This is a genomic window from Kitasatospora sp. GP82 (assembly GCF_029892105.1).
Lineage (GTDB): Bacteria > Actinomycetota > Actinomycetes > Streptomycetales > Streptomycetaceae > Kitasatospora.
Map to the genome: position 1 here is coordinate 35,096 of NZ_JARZAJ010000009.1, position 26,521 is coordinate 61,616.

The following is a 26,521-nucleotide window of genomic DNA, read 5'->3' on the forward strand; positions in this document are numbered from 1 at the left end:
GATTTCATCACTTCACCTCTTCAAAACTTGAACACAAGCTCAGGCGTGCGGCCCGACCGGCTCCGCCAGTGACAGTCCGAACCGCCCCTGCTCGTCCGTCCACCAGTCGGCCAGCCGGAACCCGGCTGCCGCCAGCTCGTCGGCGATCCTGGAGTGCCGGAACTTGGCCGAGACCTCGGTCCGCAGCTCCTCTCCCTCCTCGAAGTGCACCGAGAGACCGAGCGCCGCCACCGTCACCATCTGCGACCTGCGCGAACGCAGCCGCATCTCGATCCACTCGGCCCTCGGATCCCAGAGCGCGACATGGTCGAACATCTCGGGGTCGAAGTCCGCCGACAGCTCGCGGTTGACCACGTTGAGTACATTGCGGTTGAACGCGGCCGTCACCCCTGCGGCGTCGTCGTAGGCGGCGACCAGCGTATGGACGTCCTTGACCAGGTCGGTGCCGAGCAGCAGCGAGTCGCCCGGCTCCAGCTCCCGGCGCAGCGCGGCGAGGAACTCGGCCCGTTCGGCGGGCAGCAGGTTGCCCAGCGTTCCACCGAGGAAGGCGACCAGCCGGGGCCCGTTGCCCGGGGGCAGTCCGAGGCCCTGGGTGAAGTCGGTGACCACGCCGTGCACCGCGAGTCCGGGGTACTCCTCGGTCAGCGCCTGCCCGGCGGCCGCCAGCGCGCTCTCGCTGACGTCCACGGGTACGTACGCCCGCAGGCTGCCCACCTCGCGCAGGGCGTCGAGCAGCAGCCGGGTCTTCTCGGAGGAGCCCGAGCCGAGTTCCACCAGGGTGCGGGCCTTGGTCACCGCCGCGATCTCGCGTGCGCGGGCGGTCAGGATCTCGCGCTCGGCGCGGGTGGGGTAGTACTCGGGCAGCCGGGTGATCTGCTCGAACAGCTCGCTTCCCCGGGCGTCGTAGAACCACTTCGGCGGCAGCCACTTGGGGCTGGCGGTCAGGCCCTGCTGCACATCGTGCCGTAGTGCGCGGCCGAAGTGGTCGGTCGGCAGCAGGCGGGTGAGGTCGAAGGTGCTCATGGCGAGGAATTCCTCTCGCAGTGCGATCAGTTGACGCTACTGACGCGACTGGGTTGGTGCGGTCAGTTGATGGACCGGACGGTCACGCCGTCGGGGGTGGCGAGCAGCAGAGAGCGGTCGGGTGGGTGGACCCAGCCGGGCAGGTCGTCGTACGGCTCCGAGGCGACGACCACCGAGGAAGGTCCGGTGCGGTAGCAGAGCGTGTCGCCCCAGGCGGTCGCGGCGATCGAAGTGCCGTCGGTGAGCAGCAGATTGAGCCGGGCCTCGGGGCAGTGTCCGGCCGTCTCGCGGACGGTGTCGGCAAGTGCGGTGTCCAGCCTCGCGCCCTCGTGCAGCCGGTGCAGGGCGAGCGCCCACAGCAGAGCGGAGTCACTGCCTGCGGCCAGGCTCAGCAGCTCCTCGGGCGGCAGGGTGCCGGCCAGTTTGCCGAGCTGGTGCGGCCAGCCGGGCAGTGCGCCGTTGTGGCTGAACAGCCAGCGCTCGGCTGCGAACGGCGCGGCGGCCGCCTCGCCCGCCGCGCAGCCGTCGGTGGCGGAGCGGACGGCGGCCAGCAGGGCGCCCGTCCGCACCACCCGGGCGAGGTCGGCGAAGGAGTCGTCCGCCCAGATCGGCCCGGCCCGCCGGTAGCGGGCCGGGACGGGGTCGTGCTCGGCGTACCAGCCGACGCCGAAGCCGTCCACGTTGACACTGCCGTACTGCTGGAGGCGGGGCGCCCAGGACTGCCGGTACAGGCCCATGGGCGGGTCGAGCACCAGCCGCCGGATGGCCAACGGCTCACCGAGGTAGGCGAGATGGCGGCACATCAGCTGCCTTCCACCGAGGCGGCGGTCCGGAAGCCGGAGAAGATCTGCCGCCTGATCGGGTAGTCCCAGTTGCGGAAGGTGCCTCGGCAGGCGACCGGCGCGACTGCGAACGAGCCGCCGCGCAGCACCTTGTACTGCGGGCCGAAGAACACCTCGGAGTACTCCTGGTACGGCCAGGCCCTGAAGCCCGGGTACGGCAGGAAGTCGCTCGCCGTCCACTCCCACACATCGCCGATCAACTGCCGGGCCCCGTGGGGCGACTCGCCTGCCGGGTAGCTGCCGACGGGGGCGGGCCGAAGGTGGCGCTGGCCCAGGTTGGCCTGCTCGGCGGTGGGCTCGGCGTCGCCCCAGGGATAGCGACGGGAGCGGTCGGTGGCGGGGTCGTACCGGGCGGCCTTCTCCCACTCGGCCTCGGTCGGCAGCCGCCGTCCGGCCCAGCGGGCGTACGCGTCGGCCTCGTACCAGCACACGTGCAGCACGGGCTCGTTCGGCGGCACGGGTTCGGTGACCCCGAAGCGGCGGCGCAGCCACTGGCCGCCGTCGCGGTGCCAGAACAGCGGGGCGGTGAGCCCGGCCTGTCGGCGGTGCTCCCAGCCCTCGGGGGTCCACCAGCGGGGGTTGTCGTAGCCGCCGTCCGCGATGAACTCCTGGTAGGCGGCGTTGCCCACCGGGGCGGTGTCCAGCCGGAAGGCGGCGACTTCGACCCGGTGGGAGGGGCGTTCGTTGTCCAGCGACCAGGGCTCGGTGTCGGTGCCCATGGTGAACGGACCGGCGGGGACGAGGACTTCGGCCGGGAGCGGCCCCTGGTCCGCGGCCGGTGGCGGCGGTGCGTCCAGTGCGACCGGGCCCTGCCGCAGCTGATGGGTGATCAGCATCGTCTCGTCGTGCTGCTGTTCGTGCTGGGCGATCATCCCGAAGGCGAAGCCCTCGTCCAGCAGTGGTACGCCTTCGAGCGGGCTGGCGGCGAGCAGGTCCAGGACCCGGCCGCGGACCTCGTGCGAGTAGGCGCGTGCCTCGGCAGGCGCGAGCAGCGGGAGGGTGGGGCGTTCGGCACGCGAGTGCTGGAAGGCGTCGTAGAGCGAGTCGATCTCGGGGTGCATCGCCTCGCGGCCGCCGACGTTGCGCAGCAGCCAGAGCTCCTCCTGGTTGCCGATATGGGCGAGGTCCCAGACCAGCGGCGACATCAGGGGGGAGTGCTGGGTGGTGAGGTCGCGGTCGTCCACGCAGTCGGTGAGCTCGGCGGTGCGGGCGCGTGCGGTGAGCAGCTCGGCGGCGATCCGCTCACGCAGGGACTCGGTGCCGAGCGCGGTGGCGTCGGCCAGGGTGCGGCGGTCGGCGTTCAGCATCGGGCGGCCTCCTGGAAGGCGGGGTGAGTGCCGGCGCGGAGGGCGTCCAGCTGGTCGTCGGCGGGACATCGGCCGCGCGCGGGGTAGCGATCGGCGAACTCGGCGAGTGCCGTACGCAGCCGCTCCGTGCCGGGGCGGCGGGCGAGCGCGCTGTCGGCGGCGCCGAAACAGGCGAGTGCGGCCCGGCGCAGTCCCGGGTCGGCCGTGGCGAGGGTGGCGGCCCGCCGCCAGAGCTCGGTGCGCGGCGGCCGGCGGGTGGCCGTGCCGAGCGGTTCGAGCGCGGCGAGCGCGGTGTCGGCGGCGGTCGGGTCGTCCAGCAGCCCGGTGACCAGGGCGAGCGGGACGAGCCAGCCGCTGCCGGGCTGGGCGTCGATCATGCGCAGCTCCAGATGGCCGCGCGGGCGGACCGGCGGGAAGAGCGTGGTGCAGTGGTAGTCCAGATCGGCCTGGGTCGGTGGGCGCTCGCCCGCGCCGCGCAGCCAGTCGCGGAAGGTGAGCCCGGCGGGGGCCGTCCAGGGCAGGCCGTCGGTGCGGCGGATGCACAGCACCTCGGCGTCCAGGACGTAGCGCGCCCAACTCTCGCGCGGGTCGTGGTCGGTGAGCTGCGGTGCCAGGGTGCGGCTCGGGTCCATCCGGGACCAGACCATCTGCCGGGTGGAACGGTGACCGGTCGCCCTGCCGTCCAGCAGTGGCGAGTTGGCGAACGCGGCGACCAGCACCGGGCCCAGCAGGTGGATCAGCCGCCAGCGATCCGGGTACGCCAGCGGGCCGTCGGCGGTCCCGGCGTCCACGCAGACCTGGAGGGAGGCGGTACCGCACATCATGATCCGGCCCCATGGCCCGGCGCGGTCGAAGTGCCGCTCCATCGCCAGATAGCGGGGTTGGCACAGCTCCAACCGGCGTTCGCGTGCCAGTGGATCGGTGCCGGAGCCGGTGAGGCGCAGGCCCTGGGCGGCGAGTGCGGTGCGGAGGGCGGCCTGGTCGAGCAGTAAGCCCTCGGCGCAGTCGGCCGGGCTGTCGGCGGGCGGGGAGCTGAGCTCTACCTGGCCGCCGGGTTCGCGGGTGAGACGGGAGCCCGCCGGGAGGAACGGGCCGTCGGGGTGGGGGTGTTGGCCGTCGGGGCGGGTGGGCAGTGCTGCCAGGGCCCGGTCCACCCGGTCCGGCGCCACCGCTGAACCCGGGTTTCCGGTGTCGTGGATGAACCACTCCGCCTCCACCCCGACCAGCCGGGGCGGGCCGATCTTGAAACAGATGGCGGTCAGATGTCCCTCGGCGTTCGCCTCGGTGAGTGGCGGCACATCGGCCCAGGGCGGCGATATGTCGGTCAGCGTGTCGGTCAGTCTGCTCACCTCGGTCCGCGCGTGGTGCGCTGTCGGGGTTGGCGCTGTCTGGGGCGCTCGGTTCGGTTGTACGGCTGTCACCGGACTCACCATCCTCAGGCCGCGCTCGCGGCCCGGTTCTTCTTGCCTCAGTCTGCTACGAATCAAACATCAACGCCGATCTCCAACAACCGTTCGCAGGCCGGTTTCCGGCCATCGTCCGGGCGTTGCCCCTGGGCCGCAAGGCCGTCACTCTCCGCAGGAGGAACCGGTCAGACGGGTGAGTGCGGTGCGCAGCAGTGGCCGGGGCAGGGTGTAGTTGAGCCGCAGGAAGCCGCGCCCGGCGGGCCCGAAGTCGGCGCCGTCCGAGAGCTCCACGCCACGCTCCGTGAGCAGTACCTCGCGCGCCCGGTCGGCGGGCAGCCCGAGAGCGGCGGAATCCAGCCAGAGCAGATACGAAGCCTCGGGCCGGGAGAGCACGGCGCCGTCCGGCAGCGCCGCCAGCACCAGATCGCGGGCGGAGACCAGTTCGCCGAGCAGGGCGTCCAGCCACGGGCCGCCGTGCCGCAGCGCGGCCTGCTGCACCACCTGTTCGAGCAGCCCGCCCTCCCAGAGCCCGTAGCCCGCCATCAGCGTGGTCAGCCGCTCCCGCAGGCCGGGATCCGGCACCAGGGCGAAGCAGCTCGGGACTCCGGAGGTGTTGAACGTCTTGCCGACCGAGTTGAGCGTGACCACATGCCGGGAGGCGCCTTCGGCGACGACGGCGGCCACCGGCTGCGCCAGCCCGTGATCCGGGTGGACGAGGTCGCCGTGCACCTCGTCCGAGACCAGCAGCCCGCCGCTGTCGGCCACCGCCTGGGCCAGGTACCGGATCTCCTCGGCCGTCCAGACCCGTCCGGACGGGTTGTGCGGGCTGCTCAGCGCGATCAGATCGGCGCCGCCCCGCGCCAGCGCGGCGACCGGCAGCCGGTAGCCGGTCGCGTCCCTGGCCAGCGGCACCGCCCGGTACGGCAGCCCGGCCGAATCACAGATCTGTGCGAAACCACCCCACTCGGGCGCCGGGAAGGCCACCGGTCGCCGGGGACCGGCCGCCGTGAACAGCAGCCGCAGCGCCGTCCGAGGGCTGAACGGCAGCAGCAGCACCCAGTCCGGATCCACCGTGACCCCGTGCCGCTCGCGGTACCAGGCCGCCACCAGCTCGCGCCCGGCCGGATCGCAGGCCGTGTAGCCGTACGCGCTGTGCCCGGCCCGCTCGGCCAGCGCCGCACCGATCTCCGGCGGACCCGGGAGGTCCATGTCCGCCAGCCCCAGCGCGATCCGCCCCTCCCCGGCACGGGCCCACTTGACGCTTCCGGTACCACTGCGGTCGAACCGCTCCATCGCTGCTCCCTGCGGGACGGGTACGGGCCACTCCACGGTAGGCCCCGTCCGAGGGGGAGCAGTGCGGGAGGGGCCCCGGGCTGTCGGGCAAGCTTTTCAGGGGCGCGGGGCTCTGCTTGATCAACTGCGTGCGCGAAAGGCCGCGCTCGGTGCGGCCCGAGTCGTGTGACACTGCGTGTCCCACAGGTCCCGTCTGCATCACAGACCGCACCGTTTGGGCCGCCACGGCTTGCAGGCGGGAGATGATGATAGGAAGATCTTGGCGTTTTATTGTCTATTTCAGCTCCGGAGGGGTTTACCACCATGGGACGACCGAACTGGGTCCCCGCCGGAACCGATCTCGACAAGCCCAATGCCGCCCGGGTCTACGACTACTACCTCGGCGGCTCCCACAACTTCGAGGCCGACCGCGCGATGGCCCGCAAGGCCATCGAACTCTGGCCCGACCTCCCGGCCATCATGCGCTCCAACCGGGCCTTCCTGCGCCGCGCGGTCCAGCACGTGTCCGAGGCGGGCATCAGCCGCTTCCTGGACATCGGCTCGGGCATCCCGACCTTCGGGGCCGTGCACGAGGTGGCCAGGGGCATCCGGCCCGAGGCCCGCGTGGTGTACGTGGACCGCGACCCGGTCGCGGTGGCGCACAGCCGGCTGCTGCTCAAGGACGACCCGCTCAGCGAGGTGGTCGAGGCCGACCTGCGCTCGGTGGACGACCTGCTCTCCCGCCCCGAGGTCACCGGGCTGCTGGACGAGGGCCGGCCCGTCGCGCTGATGCTGGTCGCGGTGCTGCACTTCGTCACGGACGACGACGACCCGACCAGGCTGGTGTCCACGCTGCGCGACGCCCTCCCGCCCGGCAGCGCGCTGGTGCTCAGCCACGCCTCCGTGGACGGCCGCCCGGACCAGGCGGGACCGCACCAGGACCTCTACAAGCGAACCCCCACCCCGCTGACCATGCGCGGCCGCGACCGGATCCTGGAGCTGTTCGACGGCTTCGAGCTGGTCGACCCCGGCGTGGTGTACCTGCCGGAGTGGCACCCCGAGAACCCCGGGACGATCGGCCCGCACCCGGAGTGGATGTCCGGGATGGCCGGGGTCGGGTTCCTGCGGTGAGTGCGCCTCCGTCGGCAGGGGCCGTCCCGCCCGAGCGACACGGTGGGACGGCCGGGTACGGCAGCGCCGACGGGCACAACCGCGCCGACGGGTACGGCAGCGCCGACGGGCACAACCGCGCAGACGGGTACGGCAGCGCCGACGGGCACAACCGCGCAGACGGGTACGGCAGCGCCGACGGGCACAACCGCGCCGACGGGCACGGCAGCGCAGGGCAGTACCGCAGCGCGACCCGCTTCCACGAGGAGTGGGCCGACCTGCTCCAGTCCGGTCACGGCGTCGCCGTGCACCCGGGCATCCTCCGCCGGCTGATCTCCCGGACGGCGGGGCTGCTGCACCGCGCGCAGCTGGAGCAGCCGTTCCGGCAGGAGTACGCGGCCAGGGCGGGCGCCCTGCTGGTGGACGCGCACTTCACCGACCCCGACGTACTGTCCCGGGCGGTCGAACTGCTCCAGACGCAGCCCGTACCGGACGGCCGCGCCCCGGCGCTCTGCGGCGCCTTCGCGGCGGGCTGGGCCGCGGCGCTGCGCGAGCGCACCCTGAGCGAGCAGGAGTCGATCCGGCTGGCGGCCGACACCGCGCGCCAGGAGGTGGAGAAGGCCCTGCGCGCCTCCGAGGCCCGGTTCAGGGCCCTGTTCGAGAGCGCGGCGATCGGGATCGGCCTCGGCGACGTGGACGGCAACATCCTGGCGGTCAACCGGGCCCTCCAGGACCTCTTCGGCGCCCGCCCCGAGGACCTCCAGGGCCGCCGGGTCAACGACCTGGTGCATCCCGAGGACACCCCGGGCGTCTGGGAGGCGTACGAGGAGCTGATCTCGGGCAAGCGCGACTACTTCCAGTTCGACAAGCCCTACTACCGGCACGACGGCGAGATCGTCTGGACCCATCTGACCGTCTCGCTGATCCGCGACGACGAGGGCAAGCCGGTCTACCAGGTGGCGATGCTGGAGGACATCACCGACCGCTACCGCCTCCAGGAACGGCTGCGCCACCAGGCCACCCACGACCCGCTGACCGGGCTGCCCAACCGGGTGGCCTTCTTCGAGCGGCTGGAGAAGCTCTTCGAGGAGCCGGAGCCGGGCGCCCGCTTCGGCCTGTGCTACGTGGACCTGGACGGCTTCAAGGTCGTCAACGACAGCCTCGGCCATGACACCGGCGACCAGCTGCTGGCGGCGGTGGCGGGCCGGCTCGAGGCGGCGCTCACCCCGCTCGGACACCTGGTGGCGCGGCTCGGCGGCGACGAGTTCGTCGTCCTGCTGGAGAACTGCCGGGGCGAGCAGGAGGCGGTGGCGGCGGCCAAGACGGTGCTGGCGGCCCTCGCGAAGCCCGTACTGATCGGCGGTCACAAGCTCGCGGTCGGAGCCAGCGTCGGCGTCCTGGAGCGCAGGGTCGCCACCACCACGCCGGGCGCGGCGGTCCGGGCGGCGGATCTGACGCTCTACCGGGCCAAGGAGGCCGGGCGCGGCCGCTGGACCCTCTTCGACCCGAAGGAGAACGCGCGGGCGGTCAGCCGTTACACGGTCTCGGTCCGGATGCCCGCGGCGCTGGACCGGGGCGAGTTCTTCATCGACTACCAGCCGCTCTGCTCGCTCGACGACGGTTCGCTGGTCGCGGTGGAGGCGCTGGTGCGCTGGCGGCATCCGCAGCTGGGTGTGCTCGGTCCTGAGGAGTTCATCGGGATTGCCGAGGAGACCGGTCTGATCATGCCGCTCGGCCGCTGGGTGCTCGAGCAGGCGTGCCGTCAGGGCGCCGAGTGGGTCGGCCGGTTCGGCGAGGCGGCCCCGCAGATCAACGTGAACCTGGCGGTCCGTCAGGCCCGCAGCGCCGCCCTGGTCGGCGATCTGGAGCGGATCCTGCGCTCCACCGGGCTCAGCCCGAAGAAGCTCCAGCTGGAGATCACCGAGTCCACCGTGGTCGGCCCCGAGGACGAGGCGCTCAAGTCCCTGCACGCCGTGGTGGACATGGGTGTCTCGCTGGCCGTGGACGACTTCGGCACCGGCTGGTCCAACCTCGCCTACCTGCGCGACCTGCCGGTCTCCGGACTGAAGATCGCCGGTTCCTTCGTCGGCGACCTGCACGACCCGGGCAAGGACGCCCACCTCGGCTGGCGGATCATCAGCGGACTGGTCTCGCTGGCCCACACCCTGGGACTGACCGTCACCGCCGAGGGCGTCGAGAGCGGCGCGGACGCCGACCGGCTGCGGCTGATGGGCTGCGACTGGGCCCAGGGCTGGCACTTCGGCCGCCCGACCAATCCGGCCGGCATCGCCCGGCGCATCGCCGAGGCCGGCGTTCCGCCGCGCTGACCCTATGCGCCGACTCCCCACTCAGCGTGCACTGTCAATCACGCAGTCATATCGGTAAAAAACGGGACAAACACCCTTGACATTGCGTGAGGTATCTGCCGATGATGGGTCTCTGGCACCGTTCCTGGGCGCACCGCCTCGGGCGACGAAGCCCGCCAAGCCTCAACTCCCAGCCTCAACTCCGACGCCCCGGAGACCGACCGATGCGGCCCCCCCGCCGACCCGCCGGGGGCGCGTGAGCAAGGTGTCGGGGAGGTTCGCCCTCGATGAGGCAGGCCCCCGCAGCAGACCCGTTGGCAGCTGCGTCAGTCGAGACCCGACCGCAGACCGCCGCCCGGCAAGGGTGTGCCCATGGGGAACGGGCACGCCCGCCCGGCGTGCGATGACCCCAGTGCCACCGCGACGCCCGGTGCGCTTCCTCTGTCGGGTCGGAAGCGCACCGGCGTCCGCGGGTTGCTCGCGGCCATGGCCGAGTCGGCCGTGGCCGGGTGACGGACCCCGCAGTGGTCCGACGGCCCGCTGTGGATCGGCCCCTGTCGGTCCGCGCTGCTGCTCCTCCGCCACTGGACGGACGGAACCGGCCGGCGCCACTGCCGTCCTCACCGGACCTGACTCGGCTGCCCGGAGCGAGAGTTGGCGGATCGTCAATTTGTGATCGGCCATGCACGGCTTCGGAATGCGGCGAACTGCGCGAGCGCCCGCCTGCGGAGGTGCGTTGCCGCTCGCGCAGGGGCGGCTAGGCGCCGACGGGCAGCAGCTCGATGCCGTGGCCGAGGGTCGTGGCGGTGCCGCCGGCCTTGGTGTGGAGGTAGTGGACGTTGCTCTCGGAGAGGTGGACGCCGGTGGGGACGTGTTCGGTGACCTCGATGCCGAGGGCGGCCAACTGGGCCGACTTGTCGGGGTTGTTGCTGAGGAGGCGGATGCCGGGGGCGCCGAGGGCGGTGAGCATCTGGGCGGCGGCGGTGTAGTCGCGGTCGTCCTCGGGCAGGCCGAGCGCGGTGTTGGCCTGGTAGGTGTCCAGGCCGGCGTTCTGTTGCAGGGCGTAGGCGTCGAGCTTGTTGTAGAGGCCGATGCCCCGGCCTTCCTGGCGCAGGTAGAGGAGATAGCCGCCGCTGTCGGCGATCCGCTCGACAGCCTCGCGCAGTTGGGGGCCGCAGTCGCAGCGGTCCGAGCCGAAGACGTCGCCCGTGAGGCACTCCGAGTGCAGGCGGACGAGGGGCGTGCCCTCGGGTCGGCCCAGCTTGAGGGCGAGGTGTTCGGCGCCGTCGGCCAGCCCGCGGAAGGTGTGGACCTCGGCCTCGACGCGGTAGCCGTCGCCGAAGGTGAGCGGGATGCGGACCTGGGAGCGGATGGTGGCCGGTCCCGGCTGGGGGCGGTGCGTCTGGTGCTGCTCGGGGTGGGGCATGCCGGGCCTCCGGTGGTCGTCAGGTGGCCGGTCGCCACATGGTCGGGTCGCTGTGGATCGCAGGTGCTGCAGGTGCTTCGAATTCGAAACAGTCGACCGGCTCGACCGTACACTGTAGTTCCAATTTGAACAACAGTGCTTTTCTCCAAGATCCCCAGCCCCGTTCGGCGCAGCATCCCCGTCCGCCCCTGCAGCCCCGCCCGCAAGCTGGTGAAGGGGTGTCGCCGAGCGTAAGGAAAAGCATGTCCAAGGCATTCGGATTCGTGGCCTATGGCGGGCCCGAGAACCAGAAGTTCCTCGACCGCCCCACCCCCTCGCCCGGACCCGGCCAGCTGCTGATCGCCGTCCGCGCCGCCGGGGTGAACCCCGTGGACTGGAAGATCCGCCAAGGCTATCTGGGCACCGGGCAGCCACCGCCGGTGGTGTTCGGCTCAGAGGCGTCCGGGGTGGTGCAGGCCGTGGGGGAGGGGGTCGAGGGCTTCGCGGTGGGGGACGAGGTCTTCGGCAGTACCGTGACCGGTGGCTACGCCGAGCACACCCTGCTGGACGCCGCGAGCACCGCCCACAAGCGTCCGGACGTCACCTTCGTCCAGGCGGCGGCCCTGCCGGTGGCGGCCGCCACCGCGTACGACGCGGTGCAGCAGCTCGACCTGAAGGCGGGGCAGACCCTGCTGATCCTCGGTATCGCGGGCGGCGTCGGCAGCGTCGCCGCGCAGCTCGGCAAGGGGCACGGGCTGACCGTGCTCGGCACGGCGAGCGACGGCAACCGGGCCTTTGTGGAGTCGCTCGGAGCCACCCAGGTGCGCTACGGGGACGGCGTGGCCGAGCGGATCAGGGCCGCCGCGCCGGACGGGGTGGACGGCATCGTGGACCTGGTCGGCGGCGAGAACGCGCGGGCCGCCGCCCCGACGCTGAGGAATCCCGGCAGGCTGGTCTCCGCCGTCGACCCGGCCACTGCCGCCGAACTCGGCGGAGCTTTCGTCAAGCGCACCCGCAGCGCGGACACCTTGGCCGCGCTGGCCAAGCTGGTCGCCTTCGACGCCCTCGACCCGCACATCGCCGCCACCTATCCCCTTGAGCACGCCGCCGACGCCCTCTCCGAGGTGGAGTCGGGCCATGTCCGCGGCAAGCTCGTCCTCGAAATTGGCTGACCGGAGGCCGGACCGTGAAGATCACCACCCCGACCGTCAACGCGCCCAGCTGGGTTGAACTGGGCACTTCCGACCCCGAGGCCGCCAGGGTCTTCTACCACGAGCTCTTCGGCTGGCGGGTGGAGACCGACACACGCCCCGAGATCGACGGTTACAGCCTGCTCTGGCTGGGCGACGCCCCGGTCGCCGCGATCACCGCCATCGCCTCGCCCAAGCAGTCGACCGCCTGGCTGGTCTGCTTCGCGGTCTCGGACGCCGAGGCCACCGCGGCGGCCGTGGCCGACGCGGGAGGCACGGTGCTGAGGGCGCCGACGGACGTCTCGGACGAGGGCCGCTTCGCCGTGCTCGGAGACCCGTCGGGTGCGGTCTTCACCATCTGGCAGGCCAAGTCCTTCAAGGGTGCGGGTGTGCTCAACGAACCTGGCTCGCTCGGCTGGGTGGAGCTGGCGACCCGGGACACCGAGGGGGCCAAGGAGTTCTACAGCCGGGTGTTCGGCTGGAGCGTCACCATCGGCGAGATGTACACGCAATGGGGCCTCGACGGCCGGGACTTCGGCGGGATGCTCGACATGGGCGACCAGTTCCCGGCAGAGGTGGCGCCGTACTGGATGCCGTACTTCGCGGTCGCGGACGTGGACTCGACGGCCGAGCGGGCCGCCGCACTGGGTGCGACCGTGATGCTCCCGCCGACCGACGTGCCGGAGGGCCCCCGGCTGGCGGTGCTGCACGATGCGCAGGGGGCCCGGTTCGGCATCCACATCGCGGGTACGGAGGGCTGATCCCGCGGATCTCTTCGCACGGTTCCTCGCGCCCCTGGACCGTGCACGGCTGACGTTGCGCCCGGGATCGGCCGGGCAGGCGTCAAGCGTCGGAGGTCGATCGGGACGGCTCGGTGGTGGCTGAAGGTGCCGCTGCCGAGCCGTCCGGCATGCGGCGGGGGCGGATCAGCGCCGTGGCGGCGGCGGCCAGTGTGACGGCCACGGCCGAGGCCGGCACCCAGTCGCCGAGCCGCCCGTACCAGGTGCGGGCGGCCGGATCGGCCAGCGGCAGCCGGACGGTGAGGGCGCCGGTGGCGGAGGTGTCCAGACGGGCGAGACGTCGGCCCTGCCGGTCGTAGGCCACCGACTCGCCGGTGAGCGCGGCCTGCACGACCGGGCGGCCGGTCTCGGCGGCGCGCAGTGCGCCGAGTGAGGCGTGCTCGGCCGGGGCCCAGGTGTGCTGGAAGGTCGAGGTCGAGGACTGGTAGACCAGCAGCCGGGCACCGTCGTTCGCCGCCGTGCGGGACATGTCGGGGAAGGCGGACTCGAAGCAGATCAGTGTGCCCAGCGGCAGCGGGCGGCCCTCGCGGTCGCTCGCCTGAAGCAGGTGGAACCCGGTGCCGGGGGCGCGGTTCTCACCGGCGGCCTTGCTGATCCCGGCAATCCAGCCGAGAAGCGGCCGCAGCGGGATGTACTCGCCGAACGGCACCAGGCGGATCTTGCGGTAGCGGGCGGCGATGCCCTCGGGGGTGATCAGGACGGCGTCCTTGGAGATCCGGCCGTCGGCCTTGCGGGCGTCCTCGCCGACCAGCAGCTGGGCGCCCGTCGCGGTGGACAGGCTGCGCAACCGGTCCACGGCGGCGGTGTCGCGGTCAAGGTCGTCGGTGGTACTGCTCTCGGCCCAGACCACCAGGTCGAGCGGTCGCCCGATCAGGTTGGTGGTGATCCGGACACCGGCGTCGAATCGGGCCGCGGGGTCCTCGGTGCTGCCCGGCTGGACCAGCGCGACGGTGGCCTGCTCGCCGGGCGAGGGCTGGGTGCGAAGCGCGAACAGCAGCGGCCCGGCCGCCACCGCAAGTGCCGTCACGGCGGCGGCCGTTGCCCGGACGGAGAGCCGGCGGGCCGTCAACAGAAGCAGGACTCCGGTGTTGACGGCCGCGACGGCGGCGCTCACCAGCCAGGCGCCGCCGACCGAGGCCAGTGCCAGCACGGTCGGGTGCTGCCACTGACTGGCGCCGAGCAGCGCCCACGGCCCACCGAGCGCGTGCCAGGAGCGGGCGTACTCGCAGCTCACCCAGACCGACGGGACGACCACCAGCGCACCCAGCGCCCGCCGGGCGGTGACGGGCGGGCGGAGCACCCGCCACACCGCCACCCCGAGCGCGGCCTGCATAGAGCCGAAGATCACGGCCAGCAGGAGCAGGGCCGGGCCGATCGACGGAATCAGCCAGTACATCGCGGCCAGGATGAACCCTGTGCCGAACCACCAGCCCCGAACCGCCGCCTCCCGCCCGCCCGGTGAACGCTGCATCAGCAGCAGTCCGGGGACCAGGGCGACCCACGCCAGTGCGGCCAGCCCCGGCGCCGGGAAGGCGAGGACGGGCAGTGCACCGGCGAGGAGCGCCCCGTAACGGGCGGGTCGGGCAAGGGCGCAGCGCAACGTCATGCCCCGATTGTCCGCCCCGATGCCAGGGTTGATCGAGTCATCGGAACAGGTGTGTTCGCACCCGGCGACTCCGAGCAACCGGGGAAACACTTCAGCAGGGGCAAGGGTGAGCAATCAGGGGCGCTCCTTTCCCCTGAGGGAGGCTGCCCGGCAGAGCCTACGCGTCGCCCTCCAGGTCGCCCTCGGTCTCCAGGAAGGCGGCGCGCAGTGCGTCGATCAGCTCGGGGTCGGGCTCGGCCCACAGGCCGCGCTCGGCTGCCTCCAGGAGGCGCTCGCTGATCCCGTGCAGCGCCCAGGGGTTGGCGGCGCCGAGGAACTCCCGGTTGGTCGGGTCCAGGACGTACTCCTGGGTCAGTTTCTCGTACATCCAGTCGGCGACCACGCCGGTGGTGGCGTCGTAGCCGAACAGGTAGTCCACGGTCGCCGCCATCTCGAAGGCGCCCTTGTAGCCGTGGCGGCGCATCGCCTCCAGCCAGCGAGGGTTGACCACGCGGGCGCGGAAGACCCGTGCCGCCTCCTCGGTCAGCGTGCGGGTGCGGACCGTCTCGGGGCGGGTCGAGTCGCCGATGTAGGCGGTCGGGGCCTTGCCGGTGAGCGCGCGCACGGTGGCGACCATGCCGCCGTGGTACTGGAAGTAGTCGTCCGAGTCCGCGATGTCGTGCTCGCGGGTGTCGGTGTTCTTGGCGGCGACGGTGATCCGCTTGTACGCGGTCTCCATCTCCTCCCGCGCCGGGCGTCCACCCAGCTCGCGGCCGTACGCGTAACCGCCCCAGACGGTGTAGACCTCGGCCAGGTCGGCGTCGGTGCGCCAGTCCCGGCTGTCGATCAGCTGGAGCAGACCCGCTCCGTACGTACCCGGGCGGGAGCCGAAGACGCGGACGGTCGCCTTGCGCTCGTCGCCGTGGACGGCGAGATCCGCCTGGACGTGGGCGCGGACGAAGTTCTGCTCCTCGGGCTCCTCCTGACGGGCCGCCAGGCGCACCGCGTCGTCCAGCAGGTCGACCACGTGCGGGAAGGCGTCCCGGAAGAAGCCGGAGATGCGCAGTGTGACGTCGATCCGAGGACGGCCCAGCTCCTCCAGGCCGATCGCCTCCAGGCCGGTGACCCGGCGCGAGGCGTCGTCCCAGACCGGGCGGACGCCCAGCAGCGCGAACGCCTCGGCGATGTCGTCGCCCGCCGTCCGCATCGCACTGGTGCCCCAGAGCGAGAGACCGACCGAGGGCGGGAACTCGCCGTCGTTGTCCGCCTGGTAGCGCTCGACCAGGGAGGCGGCCAGCGCCTGACCGGTCTCCCAGGCCAGCTTGCTGGGGACGGCCTTGGGGTCGACGGAGTAGAAGTTGCGGCCGGTCGGCAGCACGTTGACCAGACCGCGCAGCGGCGATCCGGACGGCCCCGCCGGGACGAAACCGCCGTTCAGCGCGTGCAGGACGGCGTCCAGCTCGTCGGTGGTCTGCGCGAGGCGCGGTACGACCTGGCGGGCGGCGAAGTCCAGGACCTCGCGGACCGCACCGGGGTGACCGGCGGCGACCTTCTCGACCGCCTCCGGCGCCCAGCCCTCGGCCTCCATCGCCTCCACCAGCTCGCGGGCCTGGGCCTCGGCCGCGTCGGTGGCGCCGAGGGTGGGCGCGGCCTCGTCCAGCCCGAGTGCCTCGCGCAGCCCTGGCAGGGCGCTCACGCCGCCCCAGATCTGGCGGGCGCGCAGGATGGCCAGCACGATGTTGACCCGGTCCTCGCCGGCCGGAGCCTGGCCGAGGACATGCAGGCCGTCCCGGATCTGGGCGTCCTTCACCTCGCACAGCCAGCCGTCGACGTGCAGCAGGAAGTCGTCGAAACCGTCGTCCTCGGGCCGCTCCTCCAGGCCGAGGTCGTGGTCGAGCCTGGCGGCCTGGATCAGCGTCCAGATCTGGGCGCGGATCGCAGGCAGCTTGGCCGGGTCCATCGCGGCGATGTTGGAGTGCTCGTCCAGCAGCTGCTCCAGGCGCGCGATGTCGCCGTAGGAGTCGGCACGGGCCATCGGCGGCACCAGGTGGTCGACCAGGGTGGCGTGGGCGCGGCGCTTGGCCTGGGTGCCCTCGCCCGGGTCGTTGACCAGGAACGGGTAGATCAGCGGGAGATCGCCGAGCACCGCGTCCGGGCCGCAGGCGGCGGAGAGCGCGGCCGTCTTGCCGGGCAGCCACTCCAGGTTGCCGTGCTTGCCGAGGTGGATCACCGCGTCCGCACCGAAGCCGCCGTCCTGCTGGGCGGCCGCGATCCAGCGGTAGGCCGCCAGGTAGTGGTGCGAGGGCGGCAGGTCCGGGTCGTGGTAGATCGCGACCGGGTTCTCGCCGAAGCCGCGCGGCGGCTGGATCAGGACGAGCAGATTGCCGGACCGGATCGCGGCTAGGACGATGTCGCCGTCCGGGTTCCGGCTGCGGTCCACGTAGAGCTCGCCGGGCGGCGGGCCCCAGTGCTCCTCGACCTTGCTGCGCAGCTCCTCGGGCAGCTCGGCGTACCAGCGGCGGTAGTCGGCGGCCGGGATCCGGACGGGATTGCGCGCGAGCTGGTCCTCCGTCAGCCAGTCCTGGTCGTAGCCGCCGGCCGCGATCAGGGCGTGGATCAGCGCGTCGCCCTCGTGGGCGTCGTCGTCGCTCCCGTCGAGACCCGGGAGGCCCTCGCCGAGGTCCATCCCCTCCTCGCGCAGGCGGTGCAGCAGGCGGATCGCGCTCGCGGGGGTGTCCAGGCCGACCGCGTTGCCGACCCGGGCGTGCTTGGTCGGGTAGGCGGACAGGACCAGGGCCAGGCGGCGCTCGGCGGCCGGGACATGCCGCAGCCGGGCATGCCGGACGGCGATCCCCGCGACCCGGGCGGCACGCTCGGGATCGGCGGCGTAGACCGTCAGGCCGTCCTCGTCCAGCTCCTTGAAGGAGAACGGGACGGTGATCAGACGCCCGTCGAACTCCGGCACGGCGACCTGGGTGGCGGTGTCCAGCGGGGACAGGCCGTCGTCGCTCGACTCCCACGCCTGGCGGGACCAGGTCAGGCAGAGCGCCTGGAGGATCGGGCGGTCGAGCGCGGCGAGCGCACCCGCGTCCCACGCCTCCTCGTCGCCGCCCGCCTGCGCGTCGGCCGGACGGGTGCCGCCGGCCGCGAGCACGGTGGTGACGATCGCGTCCGCCTGGCCCAGCTCGGCCAGCAGCTCGGGCTCGGCGCCGCGCAGCGAGGAGCAGTACAGCGGCTTCGGGCGGGCGCCCCGGTCCTCGATCGCCTGGCAGAGGGCCTCGACGAAGGCGGTGTTGCCGCTCATGTGGTGGGCGCGGTAGTACAGCACCGCGACGACGGGGCCCGCCGCGTTGCGCTCGGTGCGCTCCAGCGGGCCCCAGGCGGGAGCGGAGGCGGGCGGAGCGAAACCGTGGCCGGTGAGCAGCACCGTGTCGGAGAGGAAGGCGCCGAGCTCGGCGAGGTTGGCCGCGCCGCCGTGCGCCAGGTAGGCGTGCGCCTCGGCGGCGATCCCGGCGGGGACGGTGGAGAGCTCCATCAGCTGGGCGTCCGGAGCCTGCTCACCCGTCAGCACCACCACCGGGCGGGGACCGGCCAGCAGCGCCTCCAGTCCCTCCTCCCAGGCCCGGCGACCGCCGAGCAGGCGGACGACCACCAGGTCGGTGCCCTCCAGCAGGGCGGGCAGGTCCTCGGCGGTCAGCCGGGCGGGATTGCCGAGGCGGTAGCGGACCGGGCCTTCACTGGCGCGGGCGCTCAGCAGATCGGTGTCCGAGGTGGAAAGCAGCAGGATCACGTGAGGGCCCTCCCGGCCAGGTTGGTGCTCCGAGCCGAAGGGCGCGCCGACGCGATGAGCGATGAGCGGCGGACGGCCGGCGAAAGAGGGAGCGTGGGAGTGGAAGAGGTCAGCGTTGGCTCAGGGCGCCTGGAGGCAAGCAGGCGAGTCGCAGCAGCGCGTACGGGCGTGCGGCAGCGCATAGTTCTCGGGCCTTCCTCGGGGTCCGCGCCCCGGGGCGGTGTCCCCGGCCGGAGGCTGGGGGAAGGTGGAGGACGGCAGGAGTTCCTGGCTCCCACGGCCGGTGAGCCGTGGTCACAGTGGCGGGACCGCACCGGTATTGCACCGGTTTCCTCCCCGAGGGGCTGTCCGGCCGACCAGGCCCGACACCCCCTCACCGTCGCTGACGTGGACGGCCCGTCAAGGCCGTCCGGGAGCATCGTACGTGGTGGGTCCGGTCCGGGGGAGGTCCGACCGGAACTGCCGGCCGGGATGCGACCGCCGCGGGACGGGGCATCCGCACCGGCAATCTGTATGCTCGCGGCCATGCCACCGACACCCGACGCCACCGCACCGGGCCCCGGTGCGCCCGACCGCGGGCGCTCGGACGCCTGTCCGGGGGCCCTCCGTCTGCATACCGCCGACGACGGAGCCCTCGCCCGGATCCGGATACCCGGCGGACTCCTGACGGACCGTCAGGCCATGGCTCTCGCCGACGCCGCCGGGGAACTGGGCGACGGCCATCTGGAGACCACCTCACGCGGCAACGTCCAACTGCGCGGCCTGCCTTCGGGCTCCGGCCTCGACCTCGGCCGCCGCCTGCGCGCCGCCGGGCTGCTGCCCTCGGACTCCCACGAGCGGGTCCGCAACATCGTCGCTTCCCCGGCCGCAGGACTCGACGGCCAGGGCCACGCCGACGTGCAGGCATGGGTGCGCGAACTCGACCGGCTGCTCTGCGCGAGCGAGGCGGCGGCCGGCCTCTCCGGCAAGTTCCTCTTCGCGCTGGACGACGGACGCGGCGATGTCGCCGCACTCGATGCCGATGTGACATTGATCGCAACCGCCGGCGGCGGCGTCCTGCTGCGCCTCGGCCGCGCCGCCACCGCGCGCCGCGTACCGGCCGATCAGGCGGTACGGCAGGCTCTGGGCGCCGCAGAGGAGTTCCTCCGGGCGCTGCGCGCGGGCGGAGGCCGGGCCTGGCATCTGCGCGAGGTCCCGGAGCTGCTCGACCCCGGCGCCGAGCCGCTGCCCGCACTGCCGGGGACCACCCTGGCGCCGGGCGCGCTGGCCGGTGGCCTGCTGGTCGGGCTGCGCTTCGGGCGGGTGAGCGCCGTGCAGTGGCGGACCCTGGCGGAGGTCGCGGCCGACGCGGCCGGCGAGCTGCGCCTCACCCCCTGGCGCGGCGTGGTCCTGCCCGGCGCGCCCGCAGCCCGGCTGCCCGAACTGGCGCGGGCCGGATTCCGTACCGACCCGGGCACGGCCTGGGAGCGGGCCGGCGCCTGCACCGGCCTGCCCGGCTGCGCCAAGTCCGTGGCCGATGTGCGCACCGACGCGGCCCGCGCTCTGGACGCTGCCGTCGGCGGCGGCCTGCCCGTGCACTGGTCGGGCTGCGAACGGCGCTGCGGACACCCGGCGGGCCGGTGGGTGGACGTACTCGCCACGGGGCAGGGCTACCGGGTGACGCGGATGGCCGTGGACGGGACTGCTGGACCCTCAGTAGATGTGACGACAGAGCAGATGGCCGAGGCAGTGGCCGAAGCCCGGAGGACGATGTGATCGAGTACGAGAGGGACGGCGCGGCCATCTACCGCGAGTCCTTTGCCACCATCAGGGCCGAGGCCGACCTGGCCCACCTGCCCGCCGACGTGGCCCAGGTCGCGGTGCGGATGATCCACGCCTGCGGCATGACCGACCTGGTCAAGGACCTGCTCTGGTCGCCCGGCGTGGTCGCGAGCGCGCGCGCCGCGCTGCACGCCGGTGCGCCGATCCTGTGCGATGTGTCGATGGTCGCCAGCGGTGTCACCCGCAAGCGGCTGCCCGCCGACAACGAGGTGGTCTGCACTCTCTCCGACCCCTCGGTGCCCGAGCTGGCGAAGAAGATGGGCAACACCCGCAGTGCCGCCGCGATGGAGCTGTGGCTGCCCCGTCTCGAGGGCGCGGTGGTCGCCGTCGGCAACGCCCCGACCTCGCTCTTCCGGCTGCTGGAGCTGATCGAGGCCGGTGCGCCGCGCCCCGCAGCCGTGATCGGGGTGCCGGTCGGCTTCATCGGCGCCGCCGAGTCCAAGGAGGCGCTGGCGGTGCACCCGTCCGGCCTGGAGCACCTGGTGGTGCGCGGTCGGCGCGGCGGCAGCGCGATTGCCGCGGCTGCCATCAACGCGATTGCGAGCGAGGAAGAGTGACGGATCATCAGATTGCCGAAGGAGGACCGACGGGCCGTCTGTACGGCGTCGGCCTCGGTCCCGGCGACCCGGAGCTGGTGACCGTCCGAGCGGCGGGGCTCATCGGTCGGGCCGATGTGGTCGCCTACCACAGTGCCCGGCACGGCCGCTCGATCGCCCGGTCGATAGCCGAGCGCTACCTGCGCGGCGACCAGATCGAGGAGAAGCTGGTCTACCCGATCACGGTCGAGACCACCGACCACCCCGGCGGCTACCGGGGCGCGCTCGACGAGTTCTACGAGGAGGCCGCCGCCCGGCTGGCCGCGCACCTGGACGAGGGCCGCGACGTGGTGGTGCTGGCCGAGGGCGACCCGCTCTTCTACGGCTCCTACCAGCACATGCACAAGCGCCTCGCGCACCGCTACCCCACCGAGGTCGTGCCCGGTGTGACCTCGGTGAGCGCCGCCGCCGCGCGGCTCGGCACGCCGCTGGTCGAGGCCGAGGAGGTGCTGACCATCCTGCCCGGCACGCTCCCCGAGGAGGAGCTGACCGCGCGCCTGGCGTCCACCGACTCCGCCGTGGTGATGAAGCTGGGCCGCACCTTCCCGACCGTACGGCGGGCGCTGGAGCGAGCGGGCCGACTGGAGGAGGCCCGGTACGTCGAGCGGGCCACCATGGCGGGGGAGCGCACCGCGCCGCTGGCCGAGGTGGACCCGTCGACCGTCCCGTACTTCTCCGTCGCCGTGCTGCCCAGCCGGATCGGACTCGGCCCAGTGGAGCCCGCCGCGCCCGAGCAGTCGGAGGCCGGCTCGGAGACCGGTGAGGTCGTGGTCGTCGGCCTCGGACCGGCCGGGCCGCTCTGGCTGACCCCCGAGGCACGCGGTGAACTCGCCGCCGCCACCGACCTGGTGGGCTACACCACCTATGTCGACCGGGTGCCCGTGCGCCCCGGCCAGCAGCGCCACGGCTCCGACAACAAGGTGGAGGCCGAGCGGGCCGAGTTCGCGCTCGACCTGGCCCGCCGTGGACACCGGGTGGCCGTCGTCTCCTCCGGTGACCCGGGCGTCTTCGCGATGGCCACCGCCGTCCTGGAGGCCGCCTGCGAGGAGCCGTACCGCTCGGTGCCGGTGCGCATCGTCCCCGGGATGACGGCCGCGCACGCCGCAGCCTCCCGCGCCGGTGCTCCGCTCGGGCACGACTACGCGGTGGTCTCGCTCTCGGACCGGCTCAAGCCCTGGGAGGCGGTGGCCAAGCGCCTGCACGCCGCCGCCGAGGCCGACCTGGTCCTCGCGCTCTACAACCCCGGTTCGCAGAGCCGCACCACACAGGTCGGCCTGGCCCGCGACCTGCTGCTCGAACACCGCGCCCCCGACACCCCCGTGGTGATGGCCCGCGACGTCGGCGGTCCGACCGAGCGCGTGAGAACCGTCCGCCTGGCCGAACTCGACCCCGCCCAGGTCGACATGCGGACCATCCTGCTGATCGGTTCCTCGCAGACCCAGGCGGTCCGGCGCGACGACGGCACCGAGGTGGTCTGGACACCGCGCCGCTACCCGTCGGCCTGAGCCGGATCACCGGCCTGGCGGGGCGCCGGACTTCACTCCGGCGCCCCGTCAGGTCCGCGGTGCGAGAGCAGCCAGCCAGGCGAGTGCGCCCGGGACGTCCGGCGTGGCCGGGACGCCCGGCGGCAGCTCAGGACGGCGGACGATGACGACGGGAAGGCCGAGTTCGCGGGCGGCCGTCAGCTTCGGGGCGGTCGCGGCGCCGCCGCTGTCCTTGGTCACCAGGACGTCGATCCGGTGCTCGCGCAGTACGGCCCGTTCGCCGTCCAGGGTGAACGGGCCCCGGTCCAGCAGGACTTCGGTTTGCGGGGGCATCGGCGCCTCGGGGGCGTCCACCGAACGGGCAAGGAACCAGAGGTCGGTGAGCTCCGAGAAGGCGGCCAGCCCCTGGCGCCCGGTGGTCAGGAACACCCGTCGGCCGAGGGCGGGCAGCGCGGCCGCCGCCTCCGCCAGCGAGTCGACCGGATACCAGTGGTCCCCGGAAACCGGCACCCAGCTGGGGCGGCGCAGGGCGAGCAGGGGAACATGGACCTCTGCGGCCGCCTCGGCCGCGTTGCGGCTGATGGTTCCGGCGAAGGGATGGGTGGCGTCGATGAGCACGTCCACGTGCTGCTCGCGCAGCCAGGCGGCGAGCCCGGCCGGGCCGCCGAAGCCGCCGATCCGCACGTCCCCGGCGGGCAGCCGGGGCGCGGCCACCCGGCCCGCGAGCGAACTGGTCACGCGCAGCGGCCGGTCGGCCGGACGGCCTGCCGACTGCCCGGCCAGCTGTTCGGCGAGCCGGCGCGCCTCGGTGGTACCGCCGAGAATCAGGATGTGCCGCACGGGCATGGGAACTCCAGGGGACGTACGTGGCTGAGACGGGAGGCCGTGCCGCACAGCTCAAGAGCAGCGGCCTGCGGCACGGGTGGACGACGGGCGCCTGCGCCACGGCGGCGACCGCCGCCGCGTACACGGCACTGCTGACCGGGGAGTTCCCCGACCCGGTGACCATCACGCTGCCGAAGGGGCAGCAGCCTGCCTTCGCCCTCGCGACGGAAGAACTGACGGTACGTCAGGTCGGCCGGGGTGCTGGAGGAACGGGATCCGGTCAGGGGGACGGCAGCGGACCGCCGAAGCGGGACCGGGCCATGGCCGGGGTCGTGAAGGACGCCGGGGACGATCCCGATGTCACCCACGGTGCGCTGATCCGGTCCACCGTGCGGCAGGCGCCCCCCGGCAGCGGCGTGGTCTTCCGCGCCGGGCCCGGCGTCGGCACGGTGACCAAGGCCGGACTGCCGCTCGCCGTCGGCGAACCCGCCATCAACCCCGTGCCCCGGCAGATGATCAGCGACGTGGTCGCGGAGATCGCCGCCCGGCACGGCGGCAGCGGTGACGTCGAGGTCGAGATCTCCGTCGACGGCGGTGCGGAGATCGCCCGCTCCACCTGGAACCCGCGCCTGGGCATCCTGGGCGGCCTGTCCATCCTCGGCACCACCGGCATCGTGGTGCCGTACTCCTGCTCCGCCTGGATCGACTCCATCCGGCGCGGCGTGGACGTCGCCCGGGCGGCCGGGCGTACTCACGTGGCCGGGTGCACCGGTTCGACCTCCGAGAAGGTCGCGATCGCCGTGCACGGGCTGCCCGAGGACGCCCTGCTCGACATGGGCGACTTCGCCGGGGCCGTCCTCAAGTACCTCAAGCGCCACCCCGTTCCCAGGCTGACCGTCGCCGGAGGCTTCGCCAAACTCTCCAAGCTCGCGGCCGGACACCTCGACCTGCACTCGGCCCGCTCCCAGGTGGACAAGGGCTACCTCGCCGAACTCGCCCGGCAGGGCGGGGCGGACGAGGCCCTGACGGCCGCCGTGGCCTCGGCCAACACCGGCCTGGAGGCCGTCCAGCTCTGCTCGGCCGCAGGGGTGCCGCTCGGAAACCTGGTCGCCGAGGCCGCCCGCGCCACCGCCCTCGGCGTCCTGACCGGCTCGCCGGTCGCGGTCGACGTCATCTGCATCGACCGGGCCGGCACCATCGTCGGCCAGGCCCCACCGGCCGGTCCGGGGCACGGCCACGCATAGGCGCCCTGCCCCGGGGTGCAGCGCTCTGGGGGCGCGGGGCTCTGCTTGATCAATTGCGTGCGCGGATCGGAAGGCAGCATCGTTCAGTCGGACCCGGGGGTATGTGGCGCTTTGCGACCGTCCGGTGGGGTGCACCGCTTCGGGGGCTGCGATCGTGCACCGCTGTGGTGGGTTGGTCGCGCAGTTCCCCGCGCCCCTGGACAGCGCAAGCGCGCCCCCGAGCGGTACCGGTGTCATCCGCTGCTGTGCGGGGCAGGTCAGCTGCCGCACGGCTCGTGCGGGCGCTCGCGCTCCGGCGAGTACAGGTGGCTGTCGCGGAACTGCTCGGCGCCGAGCGTGCGGCCGACGAGGATGACGGCGGTGCGCAGCACCCCGGCCTCCTTCACCTGCCCGGCGATGTCTCCGAGCGTCCCCCGCAGCACCAGCTCGTCCGGGCGGCTGGCCATCGCGACGACCGCTGCCGGGCAGTCTGCGCCGTAGTGCGGCAGCAGTTCGTCCACCACGCTGTCCACGTACCGCGTCGCGAGGTGCAGTACGAGCAGCGCGCCGCTGCGCCCGAGGGTGGCCAGGTCCTCGCCCTCCGGCATCGGTGTGGCCTGCCTGGCGACCCGGGTGAGGATGACCGTCTGACCGACCGTCGGTACCGTCAGCTCGCGCTTCAGCGCCGCCGCCGCAGCCGCGAAGGCGGGCACGCCGGGCACGACCTCGTACGGGATGCCCGCCGCGTCGAGCCGCCGCATCTGCTCGGCGACCGCGCTGAACACCGAGGGGTCGCCCGAGTGGAGTCGGGCGACGTCCAGGCCCTCCTCGTGGGCGAGGACCATCTCGGCGACGATCTGGTCCAGGTTCAGATCGGCGGTGTCGACCAGGCGGGCGTCCGACGGGCACTCGGCGAGCAGTTCGCGCGGAACCAGGCTCCCCGCGTAGAGGCAGACCCCGCTGGCGGCCAGGATCCGCTGGCCGCGCAGGGTGATCAGATCGGCGGCGCCGGGACCGGCTCCGATGAAGTGGACGGTCATGGCGTCTGCGCTCCCTGGTTTCGATTCTGGTTCTGTTCCGGGCTCTGTGCGTCGAGGCCCGGGTTCGGTACGTCGAGTGCGGGTTTGACCACCGACCACTGGGTGACCGGCATCGCCTGCCGCCAGCCGGTGAAGGTGCCGACCGGTACGGCGTGCGCGACCGCCAGCCGCAGCAGCTCGCCGCCGTGGCCGCGGTACCACTGGGCCAGGAGGGCCTCGGACTCCAGCGTCACCGTGTTGGCGACCAGTCGTCCGCCGGGCGGCAGCGCGTCCCAGCAGGCCTGGAGCAGCCCCGGGGCGGTGAGTCCGCCGCCGATGAACACCGCGTCGGGGGTGGGGAGTTCGGCCGTCGCGGCGGGCGCCGCACCGGTCACCACCTCAAGGCGGGGCACACCCAGAGCGGCGGCGTTGCGCGCGATCCGTTCGGCCCGGACGGGGTCGCGCTCCACGCTGACGGCCCGGCAGGACCGGTGCGCCCGCAGCCACTCGATCGCGATGCTGCCCGAGCCGCCGCCGACGTCCCACAGCAACTCGCCCGGCGCCGGCGCCAGTGCGGCCAGCGTCGCGGCCCTGACATGACGCTTCGTCAACTGCCCGTCGGACTCGTACGCGTCGTCGGGCAGACCGGGCACCAGTGAACGCCGGGGCGCACCGGGCGCAGCCGTGCACTCGACGGCGATCAGGTTGAGCGCGGCACCCGGCTGGTGCGGCCAGCTCTCGGCGCGGCCGTCCGACTGCCGCTCCTGCGGGCCCCCGAGCTGCTCCAGTACGCGCAGGCGGCTCGGGCCGTAGCCGTGTTCGGTGAGCAGCGCGGCGACGGCGGCGGGGGTGCTCGCATCGGCGCTGAACACCAGCAGGCGCCGCCCCGGGTGCAGCGCGAGGTTGAGGGTCTCCAGCGGCCGGCCGACCAGGCTGACCACCTCGGTGTCCTCCAGCGGCCAGCCGAGCCGGGCGCAGGCGTACGAGACGGAGGAGGGGTGCGGCAGTACCCGCAGCCGGTCGGGGCCGGCGGTCTCGGCGAGCGCGCGGCCGATCCCGTAGAACATCGGGTCGCCGCTGGCCAGCACCGCGAGCCGGCGACCGGCGTGGGCGGCGAGCAGGCCGGGTACGGCCGGGCGCAGCGGTGAGGGCCAGGGCAGCCGCTCGGCGGCCACCTCCGGCGGGAGGAGCTCCAGTTGGCGCGGGCCGCCGAGCACCACGTCCGCCGAGCGCAGTGCCGTCCGTGCCGGGTCGGTCAGCCCGGCCCAGCCGTCGGCGCCGATCCCGACGACGGTGACCGGTGGGCCGAGGGTCGGCTCCGGCGCAGGGGGTCCCGTCGGTCCTGGCGGCACGGGCGGCGTGGCGGTGGCCAACGGGCTACTCCTCTGGTCCTTCGGTGATCCTCTGACGGTCCGCGCAGGTCGGAACGGGCAGGCCGCAGCCTACCTGGGCCGGGGAAGGGCGCCTGCGGCCGCCCGGTGCCGGGAGCCTGCCGTGCGGAGCGGGCCGGCAGGCAC

General features: G+C 73.3%; 19 protein-coding genes and 1 riboswitch. Of the genes, 8 read left to right on the plus strand and 11 right to left on the minus strand.

The features are described from left to right. Positions 1 to 39: 39 nt before the first annotated feature. The 5 genes from egtD to P3T39_RS11445 all read right to left on the minus strand — a co-directional run bounded on the left by egtD (position 40) and on the right by P3T39_RS11445 (position 5,871). Entirely contained in the window at positions 40 to 1,023 is a 984-nt protein-coding gene (gene egtD / locus P3T39_RS11425; RefSeq protein WP_280697367.1) for an L-histidine N(alpha)-methyltransferase, read from the minus strand. 62 nt (positions 1,024 to 1,085) lie between these two features. Beyond that, entirely contained in the window at positions 1,086 to 1,826 is a 741-nt protein-coding gene (gene egtC / locus P3T39_RS11430) for an ergothioneine biosynthesis protein EgtC (RefSeq protein ID WP_280697368.1), read from the minus strand. After that, positions 1,826 to 3,172 (minus strand): ergothioneine biosynthesis protein EgtB, encoded by a 1,347-nt coding sequence (gene egtB, locus P3T39_RS11435; RefSeq protein ID WP_280697369.1) that lies wholly within the window; start codon positions 3,170 to 3,172, stop codon positions 1,826 to 1,828. The genes egtC and egtB overlap by 1 nt, the downstream gene beginning before the upstream one ends. Next, complete coding sequence (egtA, locus tag P3T39_RS11440) at positions 3,166 to 4,521, minus strand: ergothioneine biosynthesis glutamate--cysteine ligase EgtA (RefSeq protein WP_280697370.1); 1,356 nt, start codon at positions 4,519 to 4,521, stop codon at positions 3,166 to 3,168. The genes egtB and egtA overlap by 7 nt, the downstream gene beginning before the upstream one ends. 219 nt (positions 4,522 to 4,740) lie before the next feature. Beyond that, the gene (locus P3T39_RS11445; RefSeq protein WP_280697371.1) at positions 4,741 to 5,871 is read right to left on the minus strand and encodes an aminotransferase class I/II-fold pyridoxal phosphate-dependent enzyme; all 1,131 of its coding nucleotides are present in this window, start codon (positions 5,869 to 5,871) and stop codon (positions 4,741 to 4,743) included. Positions 5,872 to 6,174: 303 nt separating this feature from the next. On the opposite strand from P3T39_RS11445, the gene P3T39_RS11450 reads away from it, so the two are divergent. Then, positions 6,175 to 6,981, plus strand: coding sequence for an SAM-dependent methyltransferase (locus tag P3T39_RS11450; RefSeq protein WP_280697372.1), 807 nt, complete (start codon positions 6,175 to 6,177; stop codon positions 6,979 to 6,981). Further along, entirely contained in the window at positions 6,978 to 9,287 is a 2,310-nt protein-coding gene (locus P3T39_RS11455; protein WP_280697373.1) for an EAL domain-containing protein, read from the plus strand. Before P3T39_RS11450 ends, P3T39_RS11455 begins: the two co-directional genes overlap by 4 nt. Before the next feature lie 736 nt (positions 9,288 to 10,023). Here the strand turns inward: P3T39_RS11455 and ribA are convergent. After that, entirely contained in the window at positions 10,024 to 10,692 is a 669-nt protein-coding gene (gene ribA, locus P3T39_RS11460; RefSeq protein WP_280697374.1) for a GTP cyclohydrolase II, read from the minus strand. Between the two features lie 242 nt (positions 10,693 to 10,934). Here ribA and P3T39_RS11465 point away from each other — a divergent pair, with 242 nt between their 5' ends. Continuing rightward, positions 10,935 to 11,843, plus strand: a complete 909-nt coding sequence (locus tag P3T39_RS11465; RefSeq protein ID WP_280697375.1) for an NADP-dependent oxidoreductase — start codon at positions 10,935 to 10,937, stop codon at positions 11,841 to 11,843. A gap of 14 nt (positions 11,844 to 11,857) precedes the next feature. Continuing rightward, the gene (locus P3T39_RS11470) at positions 11,858 to 12,622 is read left to right on the plus strand and encodes a VOC family protein (RefSeq protein ID WP_280697376.1); all 765 of its coding nucleotides are present in this window, start codon (positions 11,858 to 11,860) and stop codon (positions 12,620 to 12,622) included. Between the two features lie 82 nt (positions 12,623 to 12,704). Here P3T39_RS11470 and lnt read toward each other — a convergent pair whose 3' ends face one another. Together lnt and cobN are read right to left on the minus strand one after the other, a co-directional pair. Next, entirely contained in the window at positions 12,705 to 14,267 is a 1,563-nt protein-coding gene (lnt, locus tag P3T39_RS11475) for an apolipoprotein N-acyltransferase (RefSeq protein WP_280697377.1), read from the minus strand. Positions 14,268 to 14,424: 157 nt separating this feature from the next. Then, entirely contained in the window at positions 14,425 to 18,036 is a 3,612-nt protein-coding gene (gene cobN, locus P3T39_RS11480) for a cobaltochelatase subunit CobN (RefSeq protein WP_280697378.1), read from the minus strand. Between the two features lie 238 nt (positions 18,037 to 18,274). Beyond that, positions 18,275 to 18,400: riboswitch (cobalamin riboswitch) on the minus strand. A gap of 161 nt (positions 18,401 to 18,561) precedes the next feature. Between cobN and P3T39_RS11485 the strand changes: the two genes are divergently transcribed. Genes P3T39_RS11485 through P3T39_RS11495 form a run of 3 tightly spaced genes read left to right on the plus strand, consistent with a single transcriptional unit; the run spans position 18,562 to position 21,958 of the window. Then, on the plus strand, positions 18,562 to 19,791 hold the full coding sequence (locus P3T39_RS11485) for a cobalamin biosynthesis protein CobG (protein WP_280697379.1): 1,230 nt from the start codon (positions 18,562 to 18,564) through the stop codon (positions 19,789 to 19,791). Further along, positions 19,788 to 20,414: a precorrin-8X methylmutase gene (locus P3T39_RS11490; protein ID WP_280697380.1), complete on the plus strand. Its 627-nt coding sequence runs from the start codon at positions 19,788 to 19,790 to the stop codon at positions 20,412 to 20,414. The genes P3T39_RS11485 and P3T39_RS11490 overlap by 4 nt, the downstream gene beginning before the upstream one ends. After that, positions 20,411 to 21,958, plus strand: coding sequence for a precorrin-2 C(20)-methyltransferase (locus P3T39_RS11495; protein ID WP_280697381.1), 1,548 nt, complete (start codon positions 20,411 to 20,413; stop codon positions 21,956 to 21,958). The genes P3T39_RS11490 and P3T39_RS11495 overlap by 4 nt, the downstream gene beginning before the upstream one ends. Positions 21,959 to 22,006: 48 nt before the next feature. Here P3T39_RS11495 and P3T39_RS11500 read toward each other — a convergent pair whose 3' ends face one another. Continuing rightward, positions 22,007 to 22,783, minus strand: coding sequence for a cobalt-precorrin-6A reductase (locus P3T39_RS11500; RefSeq protein WP_280697382.1), 777 nt, complete (start codon positions 22,781 to 22,783; stop codon positions 22,007 to 22,009). Positions 22,784 to 22,803: 20 nt separating this feature from the next. Here P3T39_RS11500 and P3T39_RS11505 point away from each other — a divergent pair, with 20 nt between their 5' ends. After that, positions 22,804 to 24,006, plus strand: coding sequence for a cobalt-precorrin-5B (C(1))-methyltransferase (locus P3T39_RS11505; protein ID WP_280697383.1), 1,203 nt, complete (start codon positions 22,804 to 22,806; stop codon positions 24,004 to 24,006). Positions 24,007 to 24,263: 257 nt separating this feature from the next. Here P3T39_RS11505 and cobM read toward each other — a convergent pair whose 3' ends face one another. Continuing rightward, positions 24,264 to 25,025: a precorrin-4 C(11)-methyltransferase gene (cobM, locus tag P3T39_RS11510; RefSeq protein WP_280697384.1), complete on the minus strand. Its 762-nt coding sequence runs from the start codon at positions 25,023 to 25,025 to the stop codon at positions 24,264 to 24,266. Next, complete coding sequence (gene cbiE, locus P3T39_RS11515) at positions 25,022 to 26,356, minus strand: precorrin-6y C5,15-methyltransferase (decarboxylating) subunit CbiE (protein ID WP_280697509.1); 1,335 nt, start codon at positions 26,354 to 26,356, stop codon at positions 25,022 to 25,024. The genes cobM and cbiE overlap by 4 nt, the downstream gene beginning before the upstream one ends. Positions 26,357 to 26,521 lie beyond the last annotated feature (165 nt).